17 protein-coding genes are annotated in these 19,176 nt (G+C 57.4%); 14 read left to right on the top strand and 3 right to left on the bottom strand.

Features of this window, described 5'->3' with window-relative positions:
* The first annotated feature begins 7 nt into the window (after positions 1 to 7).
* The 4 genes from Q3Y66_RS06320 to Q3Y66_RS06335 are packed head-to-tail and all read left to right on the top strand — an operon-like array spanning position 8 to position 3,725.
* Complete coding sequence (locus Q3Y66_RS06320) at positions 8 to 709, top strand: response regulator (RefSeq protein WP_008957236.1); 702 nt, start codon at positions 8 to 10, stop codon at positions 707 to 709.
* Complete coding sequence (locus tag Q3Y66_RS06325; RefSeq protein WP_008957235.1) at positions 706 to 2,025, top strand: ATP-binding protein; 1,320 nt, start codon at positions 706 to 708, stop codon at positions 2,023 to 2,025. Before Q3Y66_RS06320 ends, Q3Y66_RS06325 begins: the two co-directional genes overlap by 4 nt.
* Before the next feature lie 27 nt (positions 2,026 to 2,052).
* Complete coding sequence (locus tag Q3Y66_RS06330; protein WP_303319542.1) at positions 2,053 to 2,718, top strand: c-type cytochrome; 666 nt, start codon at positions 2,053 to 2,055, stop codon at positions 2,716 to 2,718.
* Entirely contained in the window at positions 2,715 to 3,725 is a 1,011-nt protein-coding gene (locus tag Q3Y66_RS06335; RefSeq protein ID WP_035587423.1) for a c-type cytochrome, read from the top strand. Before Q3Y66_RS06330 ends, Q3Y66_RS06335 begins: the two co-directional genes overlap by 4 nt.
* An 89-nt stretch (positions 3,726 to 3,814) precedes the next feature.
* Here the strand turns inward: Q3Y66_RS06335 and dsbG are convergent, their stop codons facing one another.
* The 3 genes from dsbG to Q3Y66_RS06350 all read right to left on the bottom strand — a co-directional run bounded on the left by dsbG (position 3,815) and on the right by Q3Y66_RS06350 (position 7,361).
* Positions 3,815 to 4,594, bottom strand: coding sequence for a thiol:disulfide interchange protein DsbG (dsbG, locus tag Q3Y66_RS06340; protein WP_008959660.1), 780 nt, complete (start codon positions 4,592 to 4,594; stop codon positions 3,815 to 3,817).
* Positions 4,595 to 4,659: 65 nt separating this feature from the next.
* Positions 4,660 to 5,475 carry a TlpA family protein disulfide reductase gene (locus Q3Y66_RS06345; RefSeq protein ID WP_008959661.1) on the bottom strand — a complete coding sequence of 272 codons (816 nt, stop codon included), beginning with the start codon at positions 5,473 to 5,475 and terminating at the stop codon, positions 4,660 to 4,662.
* A 119-nt stretch (positions 5,476 to 5,594) separates the two neighbouring features.
* Entirely contained in the window at positions 5,595 to 7,361 is a 1,767-nt protein-coding gene (locus Q3Y66_RS06350; RefSeq protein ID WP_008959662.1) for a sugar phosphorylase, read from the bottom strand.
* Positions 7,362 to 7,572: 211 nt separating this feature from the next.
* Between Q3Y66_RS06350 and nrdR the strand changes: the two genes are divergently transcribed.
* The 10 genes from nrdR (at position 7,573) to ilvD (ending at position 19,175) form a co-directional block, all read left to right on the top strand.
* Positions 7,573 to 8,076 (top strand): transcriptional regulator NrdR, encoded by a 504-nt coding sequence (nrdR, locus tag Q3Y66_RS06355; protein ID WP_035587415.1) that lies wholly within the window; start codon positions 7,573 to 7,575, stop codon positions 8,074 to 8,076.
* On the top strand, positions 8,073 to 9,239 hold the full coding sequence (ribD, locus tag Q3Y66_RS06360) for a bifunctional diaminohydroxyphosphoribosylaminopyrimidine deaminase/5-amino-6-(5-phosphoribosylamino)uracil reductase RibD (RefSeq protein ID WP_008959664.1): 1,167 nt from the start codon (positions 8,073 to 8,075) through the stop codon (positions 9,237 to 9,239). Before nrdR ends, ribD begins: the two co-directional genes overlap by 4 nt.
* A 110-nt stretch (positions 9,240 to 9,349) precedes the next feature.
* Positions 9,350 to 10,516 (top strand): bifunctional 3,4-dihydroxy-2-butanone-4-phosphate synthase/GTP cyclohydrolase II, encoded by a 1,167-nt coding sequence (gene ribBA, locus Q3Y66_RS06365; protein ID WP_008959665.1) that lies wholly within the window; start codon positions 9,350 to 9,352, stop codon positions 10,514 to 10,516.
* Positions 10,517 to 10,575: 59 nt separating this feature from the next.
* Entirely contained in the window at positions 10,576 to 11,064 is a 489-nt protein-coding gene (gene ribE / locus Q3Y66_RS06370; protein ID WP_008959666.1) for a 6,7-dimethyl-8-ribityllumazine synthase, read from the top strand.
* Positions 11,061 to 11,555, top strand: a complete 495-nt coding sequence (gene nusB / locus Q3Y66_RS06375; protein WP_008959667.1) for a transcription antitermination factor NusB — start codon at positions 11,061 to 11,063, stop codon at positions 11,553 to 11,555. The genes ribE and nusB overlap by 4 nt, the downstream gene beginning before the upstream one ends.
* 36 nt (positions 11,556 to 11,591) lie before the next feature.
* Positions 11,592 to 12,593 (top strand): thiamine-phosphate kinase, encoded by a 1,002-nt coding sequence (gene thiL / locus Q3Y66_RS06380; protein ID WP_008959668.1) that lies wholly within the window; start codon positions 11,592 to 11,594, stop codon positions 12,591 to 12,593.
* A complete protein-coding gene (locus tag Q3Y66_RS06385; protein WP_008959669.1) occupies positions 12,590 to 13,063 on the top strand; it encodes a phosphatidylglycerophosphatase A in 474 nt (157 codons plus the stop codon). The genes thiL and Q3Y66_RS06385 overlap by 4 nt, the downstream gene beginning before the upstream one ends.
* 105 nt (positions 13,064 to 13,168) lie before the next feature.
* On the top strand, positions 13,169 to 14,422 hold the full coding sequence (locus tag Q3Y66_RS06390; protein WP_008959670.1) for a DUF945 family protein: 1,254 nt from the start codon (positions 13,169 to 13,171) through the stop codon (positions 14,420 to 14,422).
* A 176-nt stretch (positions 14,423 to 14,598) separates the two neighbouring features.
* The gene (gene lon, locus Q3Y66_RS06395; RefSeq protein ID WP_008959671.1) at positions 14,599 to 17,052 is read left to right on the top strand and encodes an endopeptidase La; all 2,454 of its coding nucleotides are present in this window, start codon (positions 14,599 to 14,601) and stop codon (positions 17,050 to 17,052) included.
* Between the two features lie 278 nt (positions 17,053 to 17,330).
* Complete coding sequence (ilvD, locus tag Q3Y66_RS06400; protein ID WP_008959672.1) at positions 17,331 to 19,175, top strand: dihydroxy-acid dehydratase; 1,845 nt, start codon at positions 17,331 to 17,333, stop codon at positions 19,173 to 19,175.
* Position 19,176 lies beyond the last annotated feature (1 nt).

Consider the following 19,176-nt stretch of genomic DNA (forward strand, 5'->3'; position numbering starts at 1 on the left):
AACCGTTATGCACGTCTTGCTGATTGAAGATGACCCGCTGGTGGCATCGGGTATCCGCTCTGGATTAATGACCTTCGATTTTGTCGTCGATCACGTCTCCACGCTCAACGCCGCTCGCCAATCGATGCGAACAGTCACTAGTGATGTGGTCATTCTTGACCGTGGCTTGCCGGATGGCGATGGCCTGCAGTTGTTGGCCGAGTGGCGTGAGCAGGGCGTCGATGTGCCGGTGCTGGTGTTAACTGCAAGAGATACCGTGCGAGACCGGGTGGATGGTCTGCAGGGCGGTGCCGATGACTATCTGGTAAAGCCCTTCGATCTGGATGAATTAGTCGCGCGCCTGCACGCTCTGCTGCGCCGTGTGGCAGGGCGTAGCAGCGGCATGATTTCCCATGGAGCCCTCGCGTTAGATCCCGCCGCCCGCGAAGTGTATGTCGAAGGGCAACTGATCGCACTGTCTCGCCGTGAGCTGGTGCTGCTGGAAACCTTCCTGCAATCGCCGCGCAGCGTACTGTCGGCCGATCAGCTCAAAGACAGCCTTTATGGCATGAATGATGATGTCGAGAGCAATGCCCTGAATGTGCATATTCACCACCTGCGCCGCAAGCTCGGGAGCGGAGTGATCGAAACGGTGCGCGGGCTTGGCTATCGGCTGGGCAAGCCTGAGGCGGTGCACTTGGCGGGCACACTCTGTAAGGACCAGCTATGAGTTTACGCGCGCGCTTACTGCTCACCCTGGGGCTCACCCTGGCGTTGCTATGGGGTATCGCCGCTGCGTGGCTGATGCGTGATCTGGAAGACAAATTTGTAGAAACCCTGGACCAACGCCTGGCGCAGTCGGCGCGAATGGTGGCTGGGCTGGTTTTGCAGCTTCCCCTTGACGTATGGGAGGACGCCGAACATCCAGTGCTCTCCATTCCCTCTATTGAAGGGCTGGCCTGCCAGGTGCATTCCCCCCAAGGCGAGGTCATGGCGCGCACCCATGCCGATATGGACGATGTGCTGGCGCCAGGAGAGGGCGGGCACACTTATCGCCAGGCTGGTGATGTGACCTGGCGGGTCTTCACCTACGAGCGCAATGGCATCGTGATTACCACCGCCGACCGAATGGATGAAAGGAACATACTGCTGAGCGGCGTTATTCGAGTGGCGGTGGTGCCGTTTGTGGTGGCGCTGGTGGGCAGCATGGTGGCGTTGTGGCTAGGCATCTGGCGTGGGCTGGCACCGCTGACACGGCTGCGAGAGTCGCTTGCCAACCGCCATCCGGATGCGCTGGCCCCGGTGGCTACCTACGGCTTGCCAAAAGAGATCCGGCCCCTCATTACAACGCTTAACGCGCTGTTGGCGCGGGTGCAGCAAACCATTATCCGCGAACAGCGCTTTACCAATGACGCCGCGCACGAGCTGCGCACGCCGCTGACGGCCATCAAAACTCACCTGCAAGTTGCCCGCCGCGTTGACGGGGAGGCGGCGAAGGCATCGCTCAATCAGGCGGAAGAGGGCGTGGTGCGGCTGAGTTCGACCCTTGATCAGCTGCTGACTCTGGCACGGGTAGAAGGACGTGCCCGGTTTGATGATGGCGAGGTAAGCCGTGTTGCCGATGTTGCCGAGTGCGCCCTGGCGGATTGCCACCACAGTCACTCTGGCCGCTTTGTGGTGCCCGCTGGCTGGCCAGAGACCACCCTGGCCATGCCCCGTGAGCTAGCGATTACCGCGCTACGCAATTTGCTCGATAACGCGCTGCACCATGGGCCGCCGGAAACGCCCGTAACGCTGGAGGCGCAGTGGGAGCACGGGCAGCGCTTTCTTACTTTCAGCGTCAGCGATCAGGGCCCTGGCGTCGATGACGCGACGCTCAAGCAACTGACGCAACGCTTCTGGCGTGCCAGCAAGCAGCAGGGAAGCGGGCTGGGGCTGGCGATTGTCGCGGCAATCGCTGAACGATTCGATGGCGAAGTGGCATTCGCCAGCCCGGCGGGTGGCGGGTTTACCGCTCGCCTGATGGTGCCAGTAGCGGACAGCTAAAAATGATAACGCAAGGGAGAAACCGATATGAATAACAAATACGTTAGCAGGGTTGGTCTCTGTGTAGGTCTCACCCTGATCGCCGCAGGGGCGGTGGCCCAGGAAGGGGATGTGGAGCGGGGTCAAGCCGCCGCGGCCAGCTGTAGCGCCTGCCACCAGGCCGATGGCAGTGGCATGAATGTGCCTGATGGTGAGTCCTGGCCGCGGTTAGCTGGCCTGGATGCCGACTATATCGCCAAGCAGTTACATGATTTTAAAGCGGGGCGGCGTGAAAACGCGACGATGGCAACATTTGCCAATATGCTCAACGACCAGCAAATCGCTGATGTGGCCGCCTACTACAGCCAGCTACCCGCTACCCAGGGGCAAGGCGGCGATGAAGTCGACGAGACGCTGCTGGCCCGCGGGCAGCAGCTCGCCGAACGTGGCGATTGGAACGCCTACATTGTTTCCTGCCAAAGCTGCCATGGGCCTGGGGGCAGGGGGGTAGGTGATACCTTCCCAGGCATTGCAGGCCAGCATGCCGGCTACATCCGCACCCAATTGTCGGCGTGGAAAAACGAAACTCGCAGCAACGATCCGCAAAACCTGATGGGTGCCATTGCCAAGCGCATGAGTGATGACGACATCCAGGCTGTATCCGCCTGGTACGCCAAGCAACCCGCCTCCGCCGACCAGGAGTCAGCACAATGATAACCTGTCCACGCCCTCTCGTTTTAGCGCTTACTGGCTGTTCATTGACGGTCGGCATCGGTATTAGCGTATACGCCACCAGTGTCTTTGCTCAGGAAGAGCGGGCGGATGCAGCGCTGAACCAATTGGTGCACGAACCGCCCACCATGGAAGATCTGGAAAGTGCCGATATTCATCCGGAACTGAAAAAAGTCATCCGCTACGGTCACGATCTATTCACTAATACGCAGCAATTGCGTGGTGAGAATGTCTTCAATGACATGAACTGCTCCAGTTGCCATCTGGGGGAAGGGCGGGTGCCGTTCAGCGCGCCGGTGTGGACAGCGGCCATTACACTGCCGGACTTCCGTGGCAAGAACCAGCATGTGAATAACCTGGAAGAGCGTATCGCCGGCTGTTTTGCCTACTCCATGAACGGCGTGCCACCGGAGTATGGTAGTGATGAAATGTTGGCACTCAGTGCCTATCACCAGTGGCTGGCCACCGGCGCACCGATGTATCCCGACAAGCCGATTTATGGTCGTGGCTTCCCGGCGCCAGAAGAGCCGACCGAAGAGCCCAGCTACGCTAGAGGGGAAACTGCCTACCAGGAAAACTGCTCGATATGCCACCAGGAAAATGGTGCCGGGCACTATGAAAATGATGAGTACGTGTTTCCCCCGCCATGGGGCGACGGCTCCAATAACTGGGGAGCAGGCATCGCGCGGCTGGAAACCATGGCGGGCTTCATTTATCAGAACATGCCGCTTGGCCAGCCCCGCTCGCTCAGTGATCAACAGGCCTGGGATATTGCCTACTACATCACCAGTCAGGAGCGTCCTCAGGATCCTCGCTATACGGGGGACGTCGCCGAGACGGCGGAACGGTTCCATGGCCGTTCACTCTATGGTCAAACCCGCGAGCATGATGGTCATGTGCTGGGAGATCATGACAACTTCGGCGAGAAAGGCGATATCAAACCCTGGAATGTAGGCATGCCGAGGTTTGAGAAACTGTCGGAGGAGTAAAATCGGTAATCGGTTGCAACACTGCAGGAATTAACGTCAGCTCGCGATCACGGTGTCGCGAGCTGACGTTGAAGAGTGACGCCGCGGCTTCAGGGCGCTTCACTGCCCATCATGTCGATCAGGCGCTCATCGCTGGGTAGGCCCTGGATGCGGTCGATGCGTATCGTCCCATCTTCTGTTTCGCGCTGAAAGGCGCTGGTGGGGGTTGCGTATAGCCCCAGCTCTTCAAAAAGCTGGTTGTTGGCGTACACCTGCTCTTCAATCTCGCGAGGTTGTGCGCTGGCTTCAGCTTCTTCGCCACTATTGTGCCCGTGCAGTGTGGCCGCTGGATCTGCGGAGCCAAGTATGGCGGCGGCCTTGCCAGGGCTGTCGGGCGCTAAAATACCCACCATGATATGACGCAGTTGCACTTCACCGGCCTCTACCCAGGGGCGAACGTCTTGCCATAATTGACGGCAATAGGGGCAGTTGGCGTCCGTGAAGGTGTAAATCACACGAGGGGCATCCACGTCACCATCCTGAATCCAATGACTTTCGCTCAGAAGCTGCCAGGTCTGTGCTTCTAAAGGCGCACGCACGTGCTCATCCAGTTGCGCTTCAGTGAGGTCGTTACCCTCGCTATCCATCAGTGTCCCCACCACCGCGTGCTCGCCATCTGGGGTCAGGTAAATGGCCATGTCCTGGCCCTGAGCGCTGGCGCCGTAGCCGCGCAAACCGCCAGGGGCGTCAAACTGGCCATGAATTTCCAGGCCCTGGTCGGCCAGTGCCTGAACTGGGGCGGGGAGATCATCGGCGTAACCTGTGGATACTCCTCCCAGCCCTGCCAGGAGAACAAGACTGCTGATAGTGGTGTAGTGGTTTAAGCGCATTGCAACATCCTGTTTGAGTGAGGTGACGTTAGCCAGGCGAAAAAGGTGGACGGTTCATGCAGCAATCAGCGTAAACGCTCCAATCCTTGCTGCAGGGTGGCGCTGGAAAGTTCGCCAAAATGAGTACTGACGAGTTGACCGTCGGCATCGTAGTAAAGTGTGGTAGGCATCGCATTGGCGCCGGTAGCCTGGCCAACGGCATTGCGTGGGTCTTGCCACACGTTCTTGAGAGAAAAGCCGTACTCATCCATGAAAGCGTTGATCTGGCCGAGCGACTCCCCTTGGTTAACGAACACAAAGGTGATGCCGGGTTCATTATCCTGCGCTTGCTCAAACACCGGCATTTCACGGATACAGGGCGGACACCAGCTGGCCCACAAATTGACCACCATGGGTTGCTGGGTCGAGCGTGACAGGTGGGGAAGGTCAATGGGCTCGCCTGAACGGGTAGTCAGCGCCACCTCCGGCAACGGCCGGGATTGATGCTCTATCATGGTGGCGCTAGCGGCGGTCAACCCCCAGACAAGGCCGCCCGCCAGTAGGGCACCGGAAAGTGGCACCCGCTGGCGGGGGGAGCGCCACAGCGTCCAGCCGGCGTACGCCAGTGCCGCGATAAGGCCACCGACAATATCAAAGCCGCCATCTCGAATATCCAGACGGCCAAGTAGCCCCTCGTATTCTCCCCAGTAACGCAGGACAAAAACCAGGCGCGCGCCGACAAGGGCAACCAGCAGCAGTGTAAACAGCGTATCGCTGACGGCTACCCGATGGCGCCTTCCCAACAGCGCGCCAGCCAGCAGTGCCAATAAAAAGGCCAGGCCGATCAATAGCTGGTGAATACTAAAGCCCATCGGGCCAAGGGCGATGCTTTGTTGCAACATAACCAGTAACGATCCTTCATGTGATCTTGGACTGGCATCATCGCAGCACTAGATTATTTAAGGATTATGTTAGTCGCCCCTGGGACGTTATGTCGCAACTGGCGAGCGAGGCGCCGCGACTAACCGGTGGCCACCAGCCAGCGCACCGCATAAGGCGGAAGGGCGCCTTCGGCCTCCCACGGGTTGCTTGGGTCAAGCGCGTGCCATGCGTGTTGGTTCAGCGCTTGGGTTACCGCCTCACCCACATTCGCTAAGGGGAGCGGCAGGTCGGTAACGTTATACAGCGCCAGCAGGCGACGGCCATCATGCAGGGGGCCACGTTCCACCGCCAACAATTCTGGTGGCGACTCCAACACCCGCTGGGCAGCAGTGGGATGGAAACAGGGCTCTTGACGACGCTGATCCAGCAGCCGGTTTAAGGCATGAAACACATCGTGGGTAGGGGTGGAAGGACTATCCAGTAGCAGGTCCAGCTCGCTACGCTGCCAGCGTCGCCGATTGATCGAGCGCAGGCGACCACTGCGCTCAACGCCTTCTACATCGTTGAGTGTGCCCGTTAACGTATGGATATAGAGGGCTGGAATTCCCTGCAGGCTGAGCATGATCGCTTGGCTGCATAGGAAGCGGGCTATTTGCCATGGATCCGGGCCACGGCGAGTGCCGCGCATGGCTTCAAACCAGGTGATGTTGATCTCGTAGGGCGTGTCGCTGCCATCCGGGTTGCTCCGCATGCTGACAAAACCGCCGAACTTGTGCATCAGCTCCAGTAGTGCATCGCGCTCGTGATCGGGCAGTAGGCCTTCCAGTGGGCGCACACCAATACCGTCATGGCTGGCGGTAAAATTCAGGTAAGTACAGTGGTCAGGCAGAACCGGCAGACTGGCAAGCCAGGTTTGCAGCGTGCTGGCCTCGCCACGGGTTAAGGTATGGAGCAGCAGCGGTGGCAGCGTGAATTGATAAATCATGTGCGCTTCATCGGGCGGCCCCTTGGGGAGCCGTTCAAGCCCGAAATAGCTGATGTTCTCTTGGTGCGGCACGTTGGTTTCGGTAATCAGCAGAGTGCCTGGGGCGACATGGTCGACAATCGCGCGAAGCAAACGCACCACGGTGTGGGTTTCCGGCAGGTGAATACAGGAGGTGCCCAACCGCTTCCATAAGAAAGCCACCGCATCCAAGCGGATAATCCGTGTGCCCTGCTCCAGGTAGAAGAGCAGAATACCGACGAACTCCAGCAGTACATCCGGATGTTCAAAGTTTAGATCGAGCTGGTCTTCGGAGAAGGTTGCCCATAGATAACGAGTGCCGCGCCGGGTTGAAACAGGTACCAGCAACGGGTTGCTGCGGGGGCGAACTACCTGGGAGACATCGGTGTCAGGGTCAACTTCGATGAAGTAGTCGCGGCCGGGTAGGCTGCCGCTCAGGTAATCCACAAACCAGAGCGACTCCCTGGAAACATGGTTGAGCACCAAATCGGCCATCAGGTCGTAATGACCGGCGAGCTCGCGGATATGCGACCAGTCGCCAAGCTCACTGTTCACTTCCCGGTAGTGGATCACCGAGAAGCCGTCGTCGCTACTCCACGGGAAGAAGGGCAGCACATGCACGCCGCTGATACGCTCACCCAGCCGCGCTTGAAGAAAATCGCTAAGGACTGCCAGTGGCGGCACACCCTCTTCTATAATGGAGTCACCATAGCTAATCACCCACTGATCTTTTTCGCTCCATGAAGGTGCGTTTTTGGAAGGAGCATCGCCGGGGGCAGACGAAAACGGTGCAAGCGACAGAAAATGCTCAAGGTGTTGATTTAAGCGGCGCTGCACTTCGCCAGCACGCGGCCCGTATAGGTGGCTGAGGTAGCCGTGCACGGTCTGCTCAAAGGGGGACATGGGTGGCTCCTGATAAACAATCTGCCACAAACGCTGCAGCTTGTGTGCCAAATCGTTACAATGCGAGGTTGATAGCGCGTTTAAACGCTAACATCCATTAGCTTAAGACGTTGATGCCGGTTTAAACGCCATTAATAGCATATTCATTGCCAGGTTATAACACGCTAACTCGTGCGGCACGCCCGCACGAGCTGACAACAGGTTGACCGCTATGCATTGCCCTTTTTGTGGTGCAAACGATACTCGAGTGACCGATTCGCGGTTGGTAGCCGATGGCGATCAAGTGCGTCGTCGTCGCCAGTGTGCGAGCTGTCAGGAGCGCTTTACCACTTACGAAACTGCTGAACTAGTAATGCCTCGCGTGGTGAAGTCAGACGGATCACGGGAAAGTTTTCATGAAGCCAAGCTCCGGGCGGGCATGCTGCGTGCGCTTGAAAAGCGCCCGGTCAGCGCGGAAGCCATTGAAGCGGCCGTCGAGCGCATACGTCAAACCCTTCGTGCCCGAGGCGATCGTGAGATCAACGCCCGTGATATTGGTGAGTCGGTGATGCAGGCGCTTAAAACCCTCGACCATGTGGCTTACATCCGCTTTGCCTCGGTGTACCGCAAGTTTCAGGATTTGGATGAGTTTCGTGCTGAGATTGATCGGCTTTCCCAAGAGCCCGATCAAGAGCCCTCTTCTACAGTGAGACACACTAGCGAGCCGCCAAAATGAGTGCCCTGTTTAGCCAAGACGATTACCGTTTTATGGCGCAGGCGCTAAAGCTGGCGCGCAAAGGGCTTTACACCACCGATCCTAATCCTCGGGTCGGTTGTGTGATTGTGCGCGATGAGCAGATCGTCGGGGAAGGCTTTCATCGGCGAGCCGGTGAGCCGCATGCGGAAATCCATGCCTTAAACGCGGCCGGTGAACGGGCCCAGGGCGCGACGGCTTACGTCACCCTTGAACCTTGCTCGCACACTGGGCGTACCGGCCCCTGTGCGGTTGCTCTGCAAAAGGCCAAGGTGGCACGGGTAGTGATTGCGATGCAGGACCCCAACCCCCAGGTTAGTGGCCGGGGTATTCGCTTGCTTGAGGAAGCCGGTATTGAGGTGGCAGTAAGCCTGCTTGAAAGTGAAGCGCGGGCATTGAACCCAGGCTTTATTGCCCGAATGACCACGCAGCGCCCCTTTGTACGCCTGAAAATGGCCATGAGTTTGGATGGCCGTACTGCCATGGGCTCAGGCGAGTCTCAGTGGATTACCGGCCCCGAAGCGCGAACGCAAGTGCAGCGGCTGCGAGCGCGCTCCAGTGCGATATTAAGCGGCGTTGAATCGATTATTATGGACGACTCGCGGCTTACTCTTCGCGCTGAGCAGTTGTCGCTTGCCAATGCCGATGAGGTGGTACAGCGCCAACCGCTGAGGGTGGTGTTAGATACCCATTTGCGCTTGCCCTTGGCGGCCGCCTGTTTAAGCGAACCGGGGCGAACCTTGGTGGTGACCACCCCAGACCATGTGGCTCAAAAGCGCGAACGGTTAACCAAAGCGGGCGCCGAGGTGCATGTGTTGCCTGCCGGTAGTGATGGCCGCATTGATTTAGCCTTGATGCTGAATTGGTTAGCCGAAAGCGAACAGGTTAATGAGCTGCTGGTAGAAACCGGCGCGACCCTGGCGGGTGCTCTGCTTGATGCGGCGTTAGTCGATGAGCTGCAGCTATTTGTCGCCCCCACGCTGTTGGGTGGAGAGGCACGACCGCTATTTGCGCTGCCAGGGCTCTCACGCATGGCCGATCAGCGACGTTTAACCATTCATGATATGCGAGCGGTGGGGCGCGATTGGCGCATTATCGCTTCCCCTCAGTCGACTAGCGCAACTGGCGATAGCAAGGTACCCTGACGCGCGAAATCGCAGCTAACGTGACAACCTTATTTCGTGACGACTTTTCGTTACAAGCTGGCGCAACAGCTTTTTTGCGGCAACGTTACGCGACAACTTTTGGAGATTCCATGGCGCACTCCTCCTCTAGAGGCTTAGCCCCTATCGCCGAGCTGGTGGAAGATATCCGCCAGGGCAAAATGGTGATTCTCATGGACGATGAGGATCGCGAAAACGAAGGTGATATCATCATGGCCGCCGAAAAAGTGCAGGCTGAGCATATCAACTTCATGGCCCGTTTCGCCCGTGGTCTTATCTGTATGCCGATGACCCGTGCCCGCTGTGAGCAGCTTAATTTGCCGCTCATGGTGCGTGACAATGGCTCCGGTTTTGGCACCAAGTTTACGCTTTCGATTGAAGCGACTGAAGGCGTTACCACCGGTATTTCAGCGGCGGATCGCGCACGCACGGTTCAAGCGGCAGTGGCGCCCCATGCCAAGCCCTCTGATATCGTTCAGCCGGGGCATATTTTCCCGTTGATGGCAGAGCCTGGCGGCGTGCTTCGCCGTGCGGGGCATACCGAAGCAGCGTGTGATTTGGCCGCACTGGCAGGATGTGATCCCAGCGGTGTGATCTGCGAGGTCATGAACGACGACGGCAGTATGGCGCGTCGCCCAGAGCTTGAAGCGTTTGCCCAAGAGCACGGCATTAAAATGGGCACCATTGCGGATTTGATTCACTACCGCATCGTCAACGAGCAGACCATTGATCACCTGGAAGCCTCAACGGTGATGACGGCGCATGGCGAACTGACGCTGCACGTTTTCCGCGACCGCATTCAGGGCGCTCACCATTTGGCGCTGGTGAACGGTCAGCCCACCCCAGAGGAGTCCACCACGGTTCGCGTGCATCTTACCGATACGCTGCGCGATGTGATGGGCCTGATGAAAGGCGACCAGTGCCGCTGGGATGCCCATCGGGCGCTGGAGGAGATTGCCAGTTCGAACGCAGGGGTGTTTGTGTTGATTGATGACGGGCGCCCCCATCAGGATTTAAAAGATCAACTGGATATCTTTTTGGATCGCGTTCGCCAGCCGCGTACCAGTGATTCTGACGGCGCTGGTAACTATTTAACCATCGGCACCGGCTCGCAAATCCTGCGCTATTTAGGCGTGGGTAAAATGCGGTTATTGAGTTCACCGTGGAAGTTCTCCGCGCTATCCGGCTTTGATCTCGAAGTCGTTGAGCGTCTGGGGCCTAATGACACGGCGGATGAGCCAACCTTTCAGCAGGAGTGATCCAGCAGGATCACTCCAGCAGGACTAATCTCGCAGTACTAAGCAGCAGGAATAAATTGATGAACTCCCTTTCTCAAGTTGAAGGTACTTTTGTTGACGTCGATGGGCATTATGTCATCGTGGTCGGTCGTTTTAACCATCACGTGGTGGATAGCCTGGTGGAAGGGGCGGTGGACAGTTTGACGCGTCATGGCGTCGATGCCGAGCATATCCATATTGTTCACGTGCCGGGCGCCTGGGAACTACCGCTAGCGGTCAAGCGCGTGCTGAAGGTGATGAAGCCTGATGCCGTCATCGCGCTAGGCGCGGTGATTCGCGGTGGAACGCCACACTTTGAATACGTGGCGGGCGGCTGCAACACAGCGATTAATCACTTGCAGCTTGAGTTCGATACCCCGGTCGCTAACGGCGTGTTAACCGTTGAGACGATCGAACAAGCGATTGAGCGTGCGGGCACCAAAGCCGGTAATAAAGGCACCGAAGCGGCCATGGCCGCCATGGAAATGGTCTCACTGCTACGCGCGCTGCCGTTAGGAGATACCCAATGAGCGAGCGTAAACCCTCTGCTGCTCAGCAAGGCCGCCACGCGGCGCGTGAGTTAACCGTGCAGGGGCTTTATCAGTGGCACATGACGGGTAAATCCATCACTACCATTGAAGCCGAGTTTCGTAGTCAGGTAGCCGATGACGACCTGGAAGACCACGAAAACTGGGTCAAGGTGATGGAGATCGCTGACAAAGCGCTGTTTCACGAATTGCTGCACAACACCGTTCGTTTTAAAGCGGAACTGGATCGTGAAATCTCCCCGCTGCTAGATCGCCGTCTGGAAGATCTCGATGCCATCGAGCTGGCGATTCTTCGCTTAGGCGCTTATGAGCTATCCCGGCGAATGGAAGTACCCTATCGTGTAGTGATTAACGAAGGCGTTGAGTTGGCTAAGTCATTTGGCGCCACCGACGGCCATAAATACGTGAACGGCATTCTAGACAAGCTGGCGATTCGCCTGCGTAGTGCCGAGGTCAGCGCTCGCCGTCTCTGAACGCGAGCGTCATGACAATGCGTTTAAGGGGCCTTTGTGCTTGCCGAATTTGATTTGATCCGACGCTATTTCATGTCGTCGCAGGAGGCGTCGACCGCGTCAAATGGCGTCACACTAGGATGTGGAGACGACGCCACGCTATTGATGCCGCAAGCGGGCCAACAGCTGGCCGTGAGCGTTGATACCTCGGTAGTAGATGTTCACTTTCCCCGCGAAGCGCCAGCGTTCGCGGTGGGTCATCGTGCCTTGGCGGTCGCGCTTAGCGATTTGGCCGCCATGGGGGCCAAATCCCGCTGGTGCCTGATGGCATTAACCTTTGATCAGCGCCACTTTGCCGATGATGAAGCAACGCATCTTTGGCTTGCTGACTACGCGCGTGGTTTTCATACACTCCGCCAGCAACACGCCACCACGCTGGTGGGCGGGGACGTCACTTCCGGCGCGCTTTCGATTGGTGTGACCGTGATGGGCGATGTGCCAGTGGGCGAAGCGCTGACCCGCAGCGGTGCTCAGCCTGGCGACCTGATTGCCGTTACTGGTGCATTAGGCGGCGGGGGCGGTGGGCTAGCGCTTTGGCGCAAGGGCGAGCGTGACTTGGCGCACCCATTGCTGCGCCGCTACTTGCTGCCTGAACCGCGTTTGGCGGCGGGCGTGGCGCTGCGTGGATTAGCTACCGCGGCGATGGATATTTCTGATGGCTTAATGGCCGACCTGGCGCATCTTCGCGAGGCTTCGCAGGTCGGGGCAGTCATCGACGTAGCCGCTTTACCGCTGGCAGAAGAGCTGGAAAGCATGCTGGGTCGGGAGACTGCACTAAAGGCGGCGCTTTCCGGTGGCGATGATTATGAACTGCTCGTCACCTTACACGCTGACGATATAACCAAGGCTCAGCAACGGCTGGCGTCATTAGGCTTGACGCTAACGGTGATTGGTCGCTGTTGCGAGACGCTAGGCATTAGTGCTTCTGACCAGAGTGATCTGAGTAGTTATGTAAATGGCTATGCCGGTTGGCAGCATTTTAGTGGGGACACGCCATGAATCGTGCACCGAAAAGTGTCTGGCGTCGCCCAACACATTTTTTTGCCTTTGGCTTAGGTAGCGGCACGGTGCCGTGGGCTCCCGGCACATTCGGCACGCTGGCCGCCATTCCGTTCTACTGGATGATGGCGGATTTGCCCTTAGGGTGGTACCTAAGTATTTGTTTCGTCGCTTTTGTGGTTGGCGTTTGGCTATGCGATAAGACGTCACACGACTTAGGCGTACACGACCACTCAGGGATTGTGTGGGATGAATTTGTCGGCTACTGGCTCACCATGGCCGCGGTGCCCTTTTCATGGGAAGCTGCGCTATGGGGATTTGTGGTCTTTCGTATCTTCGATGTTTTTAAGCCCTGGCCAATACGTTGGGCTGACCGCCGTGTAGCCGGTGGTTTTGGCATTATGATTGATGATGTGATGGCAGGGGTCTACGCCTGGAGTACTATGCACTTATGGTTCTGGCTGCATTAGAAAATTCATTAGGAAAACGGTACGGATACTAGGTATTACAGATACTAGGCATTGTCATTGTCGGTAGCTTTCGCCATTTAAGTGCGTTGGCATCAAGGAGGCAGTATGCGCAAGGAACGTCTGATTGTCCCTACCCTGGCGATAATCGCCGTGGTATGGATGGCAGCGCAACTTCTCTCAAGCGTGCTCTTTGAACGTAGCCTGCGTCAGGCGCTAGAGGATTTGGAAGCGCGGGGCGAATGGCGTGTCAACAGAACTGAGAGCCACCAGGGTTGGCTAAGTTCCCAAGGGCGGCTGATACTTTCTCCGCTATTGGGTCGCCCCTGGCGGCTTGAACTGACCTATAGCGCCCGCCACGGCATTTTAAGCACGGATGTAGAAGGCACGGTATTACCTCGATTGGATACTGTGTTGCAGCAAGCAGTGGGGGAGGTTACCGCCCCTTCGGTGCCACGTTGGCAGGGGCGTTATCACACCCTTAGCGGCCGCAGTGAACTACGCCTTGCCCTGGCGCCCTTTGTCATTCAACAAAATGGTCGCGAGTTAGCCGTCCGTGGTGGTCGGCTGCGCCTAGAAGGCGTCTTTGGTGATTGGCGCCTGCGTGGGTTATTGGATCAGCTAACGCTGACCGATGGTTTGGCCCAGCTTGCATTAGGCCCCACGGTACTTGAAAGCCGCTACACCTATATCGATGGTGCCTACCACTTTGCCCAGCGCGACCATCTGCATATTGAGACACTGACGCTTAGCTATCCCTCCTATGACATCCAACTGGCGCCGCTCGATTTAAATAGCCATATGGTGCTGGATGAAAGCGAACTGCGCATTACAGGCGATTTAGAAGTAGGGGAGGTGATGGTTCCCTCAGAAGCGCCCGACACGCCGTTGCTTAATGGACGAATAGAGATGGAGCTTTCGCGCATCAATGCCGATGCGGTTCGCCACGCCATTCGTCGTTTACGCCAGGAAGCCGCCTGGGGGGATGCCAGCCTGCCCATGGCTGAAGGGGTGCTGGCCCGTCTTGAGCCTGATTTTCGGAATATGCTTAGTGACTCGCCGCGCCTAGATGTGCCCACGGTGGCGGTAGACAGCCCACTGCTTGGCATTCGGCTCGATGCGGATGGCGCGCTGTTTTTTGACGCCCGCGCGTTGGATGAGCTTAGCGTGGTGCATCTTGACGACGAGGACGAGCAGGCGAAATGGCTGGAGCGTATTGATGGCGACTTCACCTGGCATGATGCCCCCACCGTTGCCGCGCTATGGTTAGGTTTGCCGCTCGGCACCCGTGAGCTGCAGTTTGATGTAGTGCGCGGTGTCTGGCGTGTTAATGGTCGCCCCATGCCCGAGCTATGGCCTTAAGTTTGGTACGAAAAGTCTTGGCTTTATCCTCTCAGCTGCATGACGTTGCACCGGTCGCTGGCTACCGCTGCTTCCCACAAATCAGGGTCTAAGGGTTGAAGTTTTGGCGCACTGCCCGCATTCCATGAACAACGCTAGGCGGTTCTCACCGCCGGTATCGGTTCATTGGAGGACGCATGAGCGACCAGGATTACGAACGCGATCACGAACACCTTGATTGGCAAGTTGACGATGAAGCGTCAGCATCAACTACCGATGACGAGTACCGCTCCGACGGCGAACGGGTAAATTCCATAGTGCCCGCCAGCGATATGCTGCCTGAGCGCATTTATCTTCTTCCTATTCATAATCGTCCTTTCTTCCCTGCCCAGGTTCAACCTTTGGTGGTTAACCGTGAGCGCTGGGAAGAGACCATGCGCCGCGTGGGTAACACGCCGCACCACACCCTGGGTGTCGCTTATGTCGGCGAGCAGGGCGTCACCTCTCTTGATCACGAAGGTTTTCCTGAGGTTGGCACGGCGGTAAAGGTGCATAAACTCAAGGGCGAAGACGATCAGATTCAGTTTATCGCTCAGGGCTTGCAGCGCTTTAAAATTACCCGTTGGCTCTCCAAAGAGCCGCCTTATCTGGTGGAGGTTACCTACCCGAAAGAGCCGGTTGACGCGGAGAATGAAGAGACCCGCGCCTACGCCATGGCGATCATCAACGGCATCAAAGAGCTGCTACCGATTAACCCGCTGTACGGTGAAGAGCTCAAGCACTACCTTAACCGCTTTAGCCCGCACCAGCCGGGCCCGCTGACCGATTTTGCCGCCGCCATCACCTCCGCAAAAGGCCCAGAGCTGCAGGATGTGCTGGCCACGCTGTCGGTGGAAGAGCGGATGCAGAAAGTGCTGCCGCTGTTGCGTAAAGAGATTGATGTAGCGTTGTTGCAGGGTGAGATCAGCGAGCAGGTCAACGCGCAAATGCAGGACCGCCAGCGCGAGTTCTTCCTGCGTGAGCAGCTCAAAGTGATCCAGCGCGAGCTAGGCATTTCCAAAGACGATCGCGAAAACGATGTCGATACCTTTCGAGCGCGGCTGGAAGCATTGGTCGTGCCCGAGCGCGTACAAATACGTATTGATGATGAGCTGAATAAGCTTAGCGTGCTGGAAACCGGCTCGCCGGAGTATGGCACCACACGTAATTATCTCGACTGGCTAACGTCGTTGCCCTGGGGCGTGACCAGCCAGGATCAGCTCGATCTACCCCATGCGCGGCAAGTGTTGGATCGTGACCACGACGGCCTGAAAGACGTTAAAGAACGCATTATTGAGTTTCTGGCCGAAGGTACTTTCAAAGGCGATGTCGGTGGTTCGATCGTTCTGTTGGTAGGCCCGCCAGGGGTGGGTAAAACCTCTATTGGCCGCTCGATTGCCGAAGCTTTAGGTCGTCAGTTTTACCGCTTTTCGGTAGGCGGTATGCGCGACGAGGCGGAAATTAAAGGTCATCGACGCACCTATGTCGGCGCCATGCCCGGCAAGCTGGTGCAGGCGTTTAAAGAGGTCGAAGTCGAGAACCCGGTCATCATGCTCGACGAGATCGACAAGTTAGGGCAATCCTTCCAGGGCGACCCTGCTTCGGCGCTACTGGAAGTGCTTGATCCCGAACAGAACGTCGATTTCCTTGATCACTACCTCGATGTGCGCATGGATCTCTCCAAAGTGCTGTTTATATGCACCGCTAATACGCTGGATTCGATTCCTGGGCCTCTTCTTGACCGCATGGAGCAGATCCGTCTTTCTGGCTATATCGCCGAAGAGAAACTGGCAATTGCCAAGAACCACCTGTGGCCGAAGCTGCTCAAGCGCGACAACCTAACGAAAAAGCGTATCAGTTTATCCGATGCGGCCTTGAAGCAAGTGATTGAAGGCTATGCCCGTGAAGCCGGTGTTCGCCAGCTTGAAAAGCAGCTGCATCGTATTGTGCGTAAATCGGCCGTCAAGCTGCTCGAAGAGGAGCCCGAAACGGTCAAAATATCGGTGAAGAATCTGGAAGATTTCTTAGGCGCACCGATCTTCCGCAAGGAAAAAGTGCTGACCGGCGAAGGGGTCGTGACCGGTCTGGCGTGGACCTCCATGGGCGGGGCAACGCTACCCATTGAAGCGGGCAAGGTACACTCCCTGGATCGTGGCTTTAAGCTGACCGGCAAGCTGGGTGAGGTGATGCAGGAGTCGGCCAATATCGCTTACAGCTATACCCTTGGGCACCTGCAGGAGTATGGCGCCGATGCCGATTTCTTTGACTCGGCATTTGTGCACTTACACGTGCCCGAAGGGGCCACGCCGAAAGATGGGCCTTCGGCCGGTGTCACCATGACCACCGCGCTGCTGTCGTTGGCTAAGCACCATGCGATCGACCGGCCCCTGGCGATGACTGGCGAGCTAACCTTGACTGGCCAAGTGCTGCCCGTTGGCGGTATTCGCGAAAAAGTGATTGCCGCACGGCGCAGTGATATTTTCGAATTGATCCTGCCCGAGGCCAATAAACGTGATTACGAAGAGTTGCCGGACTATCTGAAAGAGGGAATGACGGTGCACTTTGCCAAACGCTATCGCGATGTAGCAGACGTCGTATTTGGTCGCGGGTAGGCTCAACCGTTACACCCATGACGGTAATTAAAGCGCTGTACGTAAGTACGGCGCTTTTTTACATCTGTACGAGATAACCCTACATCAGCGTTACAGTTAGTAAGGGCAATTACCCTTGCTCGCTGTGTTTTCAGAGTGGGCCTAGTCTCTGTGTAAAGCTCATGCCACAATCCAAGGTTGCTGATATTATTCAGAATAGCTTGGCCTGCGGCCATCCTTGCTGTGGGCTAATAAAAATAGTGAATCGTCTTTGAGATAGACATCAAGAGAGAGACGCCATGCCAGAGTATCGCTCACGAACCACCACCGCTGGTCGTAATATGGCCGGTGCACGCGCCCTGTGGCGCGCCACCGGTATGCAGGACGGTGATTTTCAAAAGCCGATTATTGCCGTCGCCAACTCCTTCACCCAGTTTGTGCCGGGCCATGTTCACCTAAAGGACATGGGCCAGCTAGTGGCGCGGGAGATTGAGAAAGCGGGTGGCGTAGCGAAAGAGTTCAACACCATTGCGGTGGATGACGGCATCGCCATGGGGCACGATGGCATGCTTTACTCGTTGCCTAGCCGTGACCTGATTGCCGACAGCGTTGAGTACATGTGCAACGCCCACTGTGCCGATGCGCTGGTATGTATCTCCAACTGCGACAAAATTACCCCTGGGATGCTGATGGCCGCGTTGCGCCTCAATATCCCGGTTATCTTTGTTTCCGGTGGCCCCATGGAGGCGGGTAAAACCAAGCTGCTTAACCATGGCCTTGATTTAGTCGACGCCATGGTAATGGCCGCCGATGACAGCGTGGATGATGAAACCCTCGCTGAAGTCGAGCGTAGCGCGTGCCCCACCTGCGGCAGCTGTTCAGGAATGTTCACCGCCAACTCGATGAACTGTCTGACCGAGGCGCTAGGCTTGGCTTTGCCTGGTAATGGCACCGTGCTGGCCACCCACTCTGATCGTCGTCGCCTATTTGAAACCGCCGGTCACCGCATTGTCGAGCTGGCCAAACGCTATTACGAAGGCGATGAAGCGCACCTGCTACCCCGTGCCATTGCTTCCAAAGCAGCGTTCAAAAACGCCATGACGCTGGATATCGCCATGGGCGGCTCTACTAACACTATTCTGCACTTCCTGGCTGCTGCCCAGGAAGCCGAGGTGGACTTCACCATGGCGGATATCGACCGCCTCTCCCGTGAAGTGCCCCAGCTCTGCAAAGTAGCGCCCAACACTCAGAAATATCATATCGAAGACGTCCATCGTGCGGGCGGTATCATGGCGATCCTCGGTGAGTTGGATCGTGCCGGTGTATTGGATACCTCGGTGCCCACCGTGTATGGCGACAGCCTCAAGGCCGCGCTGGATGAGTGGGACATTATGCGTTCGCCCAGCACCGAAGTAGTTGAGTTCTTTAAAGCCGGGCCGGGCGGTATTCCCACCCAGACCGCCTTTTCCCAAAGTGCCCGCTGGCCGAGCCTGGACGGCGATCGCGCCACCGGCTGTATCCGCGACCTGGAGCACGCCTTCTCCCAGCAGGGCGGCTTGGCCGTGCTGTATGGCAATATCGCGCTGGATGGTTGCGTGGTGAAAACCGCCGGGGTCGACGAATCAATCCTGGTATTCGAAGGCCCCGCCTATGTGGTTGAGTCTCAGGATCAGGCGGTTGCCGATGTATTGGCGGATAAGGTCAAAGCGGGCGATGTCGTCGTGATCCGCTACGAGGGGCCTAAAGGTGGCCCCGGCATGCAGGAGATGCTTTATCCCACTTCTTATCTCAAGTCTAAAGGGTTAGGCAAAGCCTGCGCGCTGCTCACCGATGGTCGCTTCTCGGGCGGCACCTCTGGGCTTTCGATTGGCCATGTGTCGCCGGAGGCCGCGGCAGGTGGCGCCATTGGCTTAATCGAGCAGGGCGATATCATCCGTATTGATATTCCTAACCGGACGATCAACGTCAACCTGGGCGATGCTGAGCTGGCAGCTCGCCACGAGGCGATGGAGGCAAAAGGCGTCACCGCCTGGAAGCCCGTTGAACAGCGCTCCCGCAAGATTACCCCAGCACTGAAAGCCTATGCGCTATTGGCCACTTCTGCTGACAAAGGGGCCGTTCGGGACCTAAGCAAGCTGGATTGAT

This window comes from Halomonas sp. HAL1, assembly GCF_030544485.1.
GTDB classification, from domain to species: domain Bacteria; phylum Pseudomonadota; class Gammaproteobacteria; order Pseudomonadales; family Halomonadaceae; genus Vreelandella; species Vreelandella arctica.

Coding starts and splice junctions, on each gene's coding strand:
- Q3Y66_RS06320 (WP_008957236.1), top strand. CDS start 8: ATGCACGTCTTGCTGATTGAAGATGACCCGCTGGTGGCATCGGGTATC.
- Q3Y66_RS06325 (WP_008957235.1), top strand. CDS start 706: ATGAGTTTACGCGCGCGCTTACTGCTCACCCTGGGGCTCACCCTGGCG.
- Q3Y66_RS06330 (WP_303319542.1), top strand. CDS start 2,053: ATGAATAACAAATACGTTAGCAGGGTTGGTCTCTGTGTAGGTCTCACC.
- Q3Y66_RS06335 (WP_035587423.1), top strand. CDS start 2,715: ATGATAACCTGTCCACGCCCTCTCGTTTTAGCGCTTACTGGCTGTTCA.
- dsbG (WP_008959660.1), bottom strand. CDS start 4,594: ATGCGCTTAAACCACTACACCACTATCAGCAGTCTTGTTCTCCTGGCA.
- Q3Y66_RS06345 (WP_008959661.1), bottom strand. CDS start 5,475: ATGTTGCAACAAAGCATCGCCCTTGGCCCGATGGGCTTTAGTATTCAC.
- Q3Y66_RS06350 (WP_008959662.1), bottom strand. CDS start 7,361: ATGTCCCCCTTTGAGCAGACCGTGCACGGCTACCTCAGCCACCTATAC.
- nrdR (WP_035587415.1), top strand. CDS start 7,573: ATGCATTGCCCTTTTTGTGGTGCAAACGATACTCGAGTGACCGATTCG.
- ribD (WP_008959664.1), top strand. CDS start 8,073: ATGAGTGCCCTGTTTAGCCAAGACGATTACCGTTTTATGGCGCAGGCG.
- ribBA (WP_008959665.1), top strand. CDS start 9,350: ATGGCGCACTCCTCCTCTAGAGGCTTAGCCCCTATCGCCGAGCTGGTG.
- ribE (WP_008959666.1), top strand. CDS start 10,576: ATGAACTCCCTTTCTCAAGTTGAAGGTACTTTTGTTGACGTCGATGGG.
- nusB (WP_008959667.1), top strand. CDS start 11,061: ATGAGCGAGCGTAAACCCTCTGCTGCTCAGCAAGGCCGCCACGCGGCG.
- Q3Y66_RS06385 (WP_008959669.1), top strand. CDS start 12,590: ATGAATCGTGCACCGAAAAGTGTCTGGCGTCGCCCAACACATTTTTTT.
- Q3Y66_RS06390 (WP_008959670.1), top strand. CDS start 13,169: ATGCGCAAGGAACGTCTGATTGTCCCTACCCTGGCGATAATCGCCGTG.
- lon (WP_008959671.1), top strand. CDS start 14,599: ATGAGCGACCAGGATTACGAACGCGATCACGAACACCTTGATTGGCAA.
- ilvD (WP_008959672.1), top strand. CDS start 17,331: ATGCCAGAGTATCGCTCACGAACCACCACCGCTGGTCGTAATATGGCC.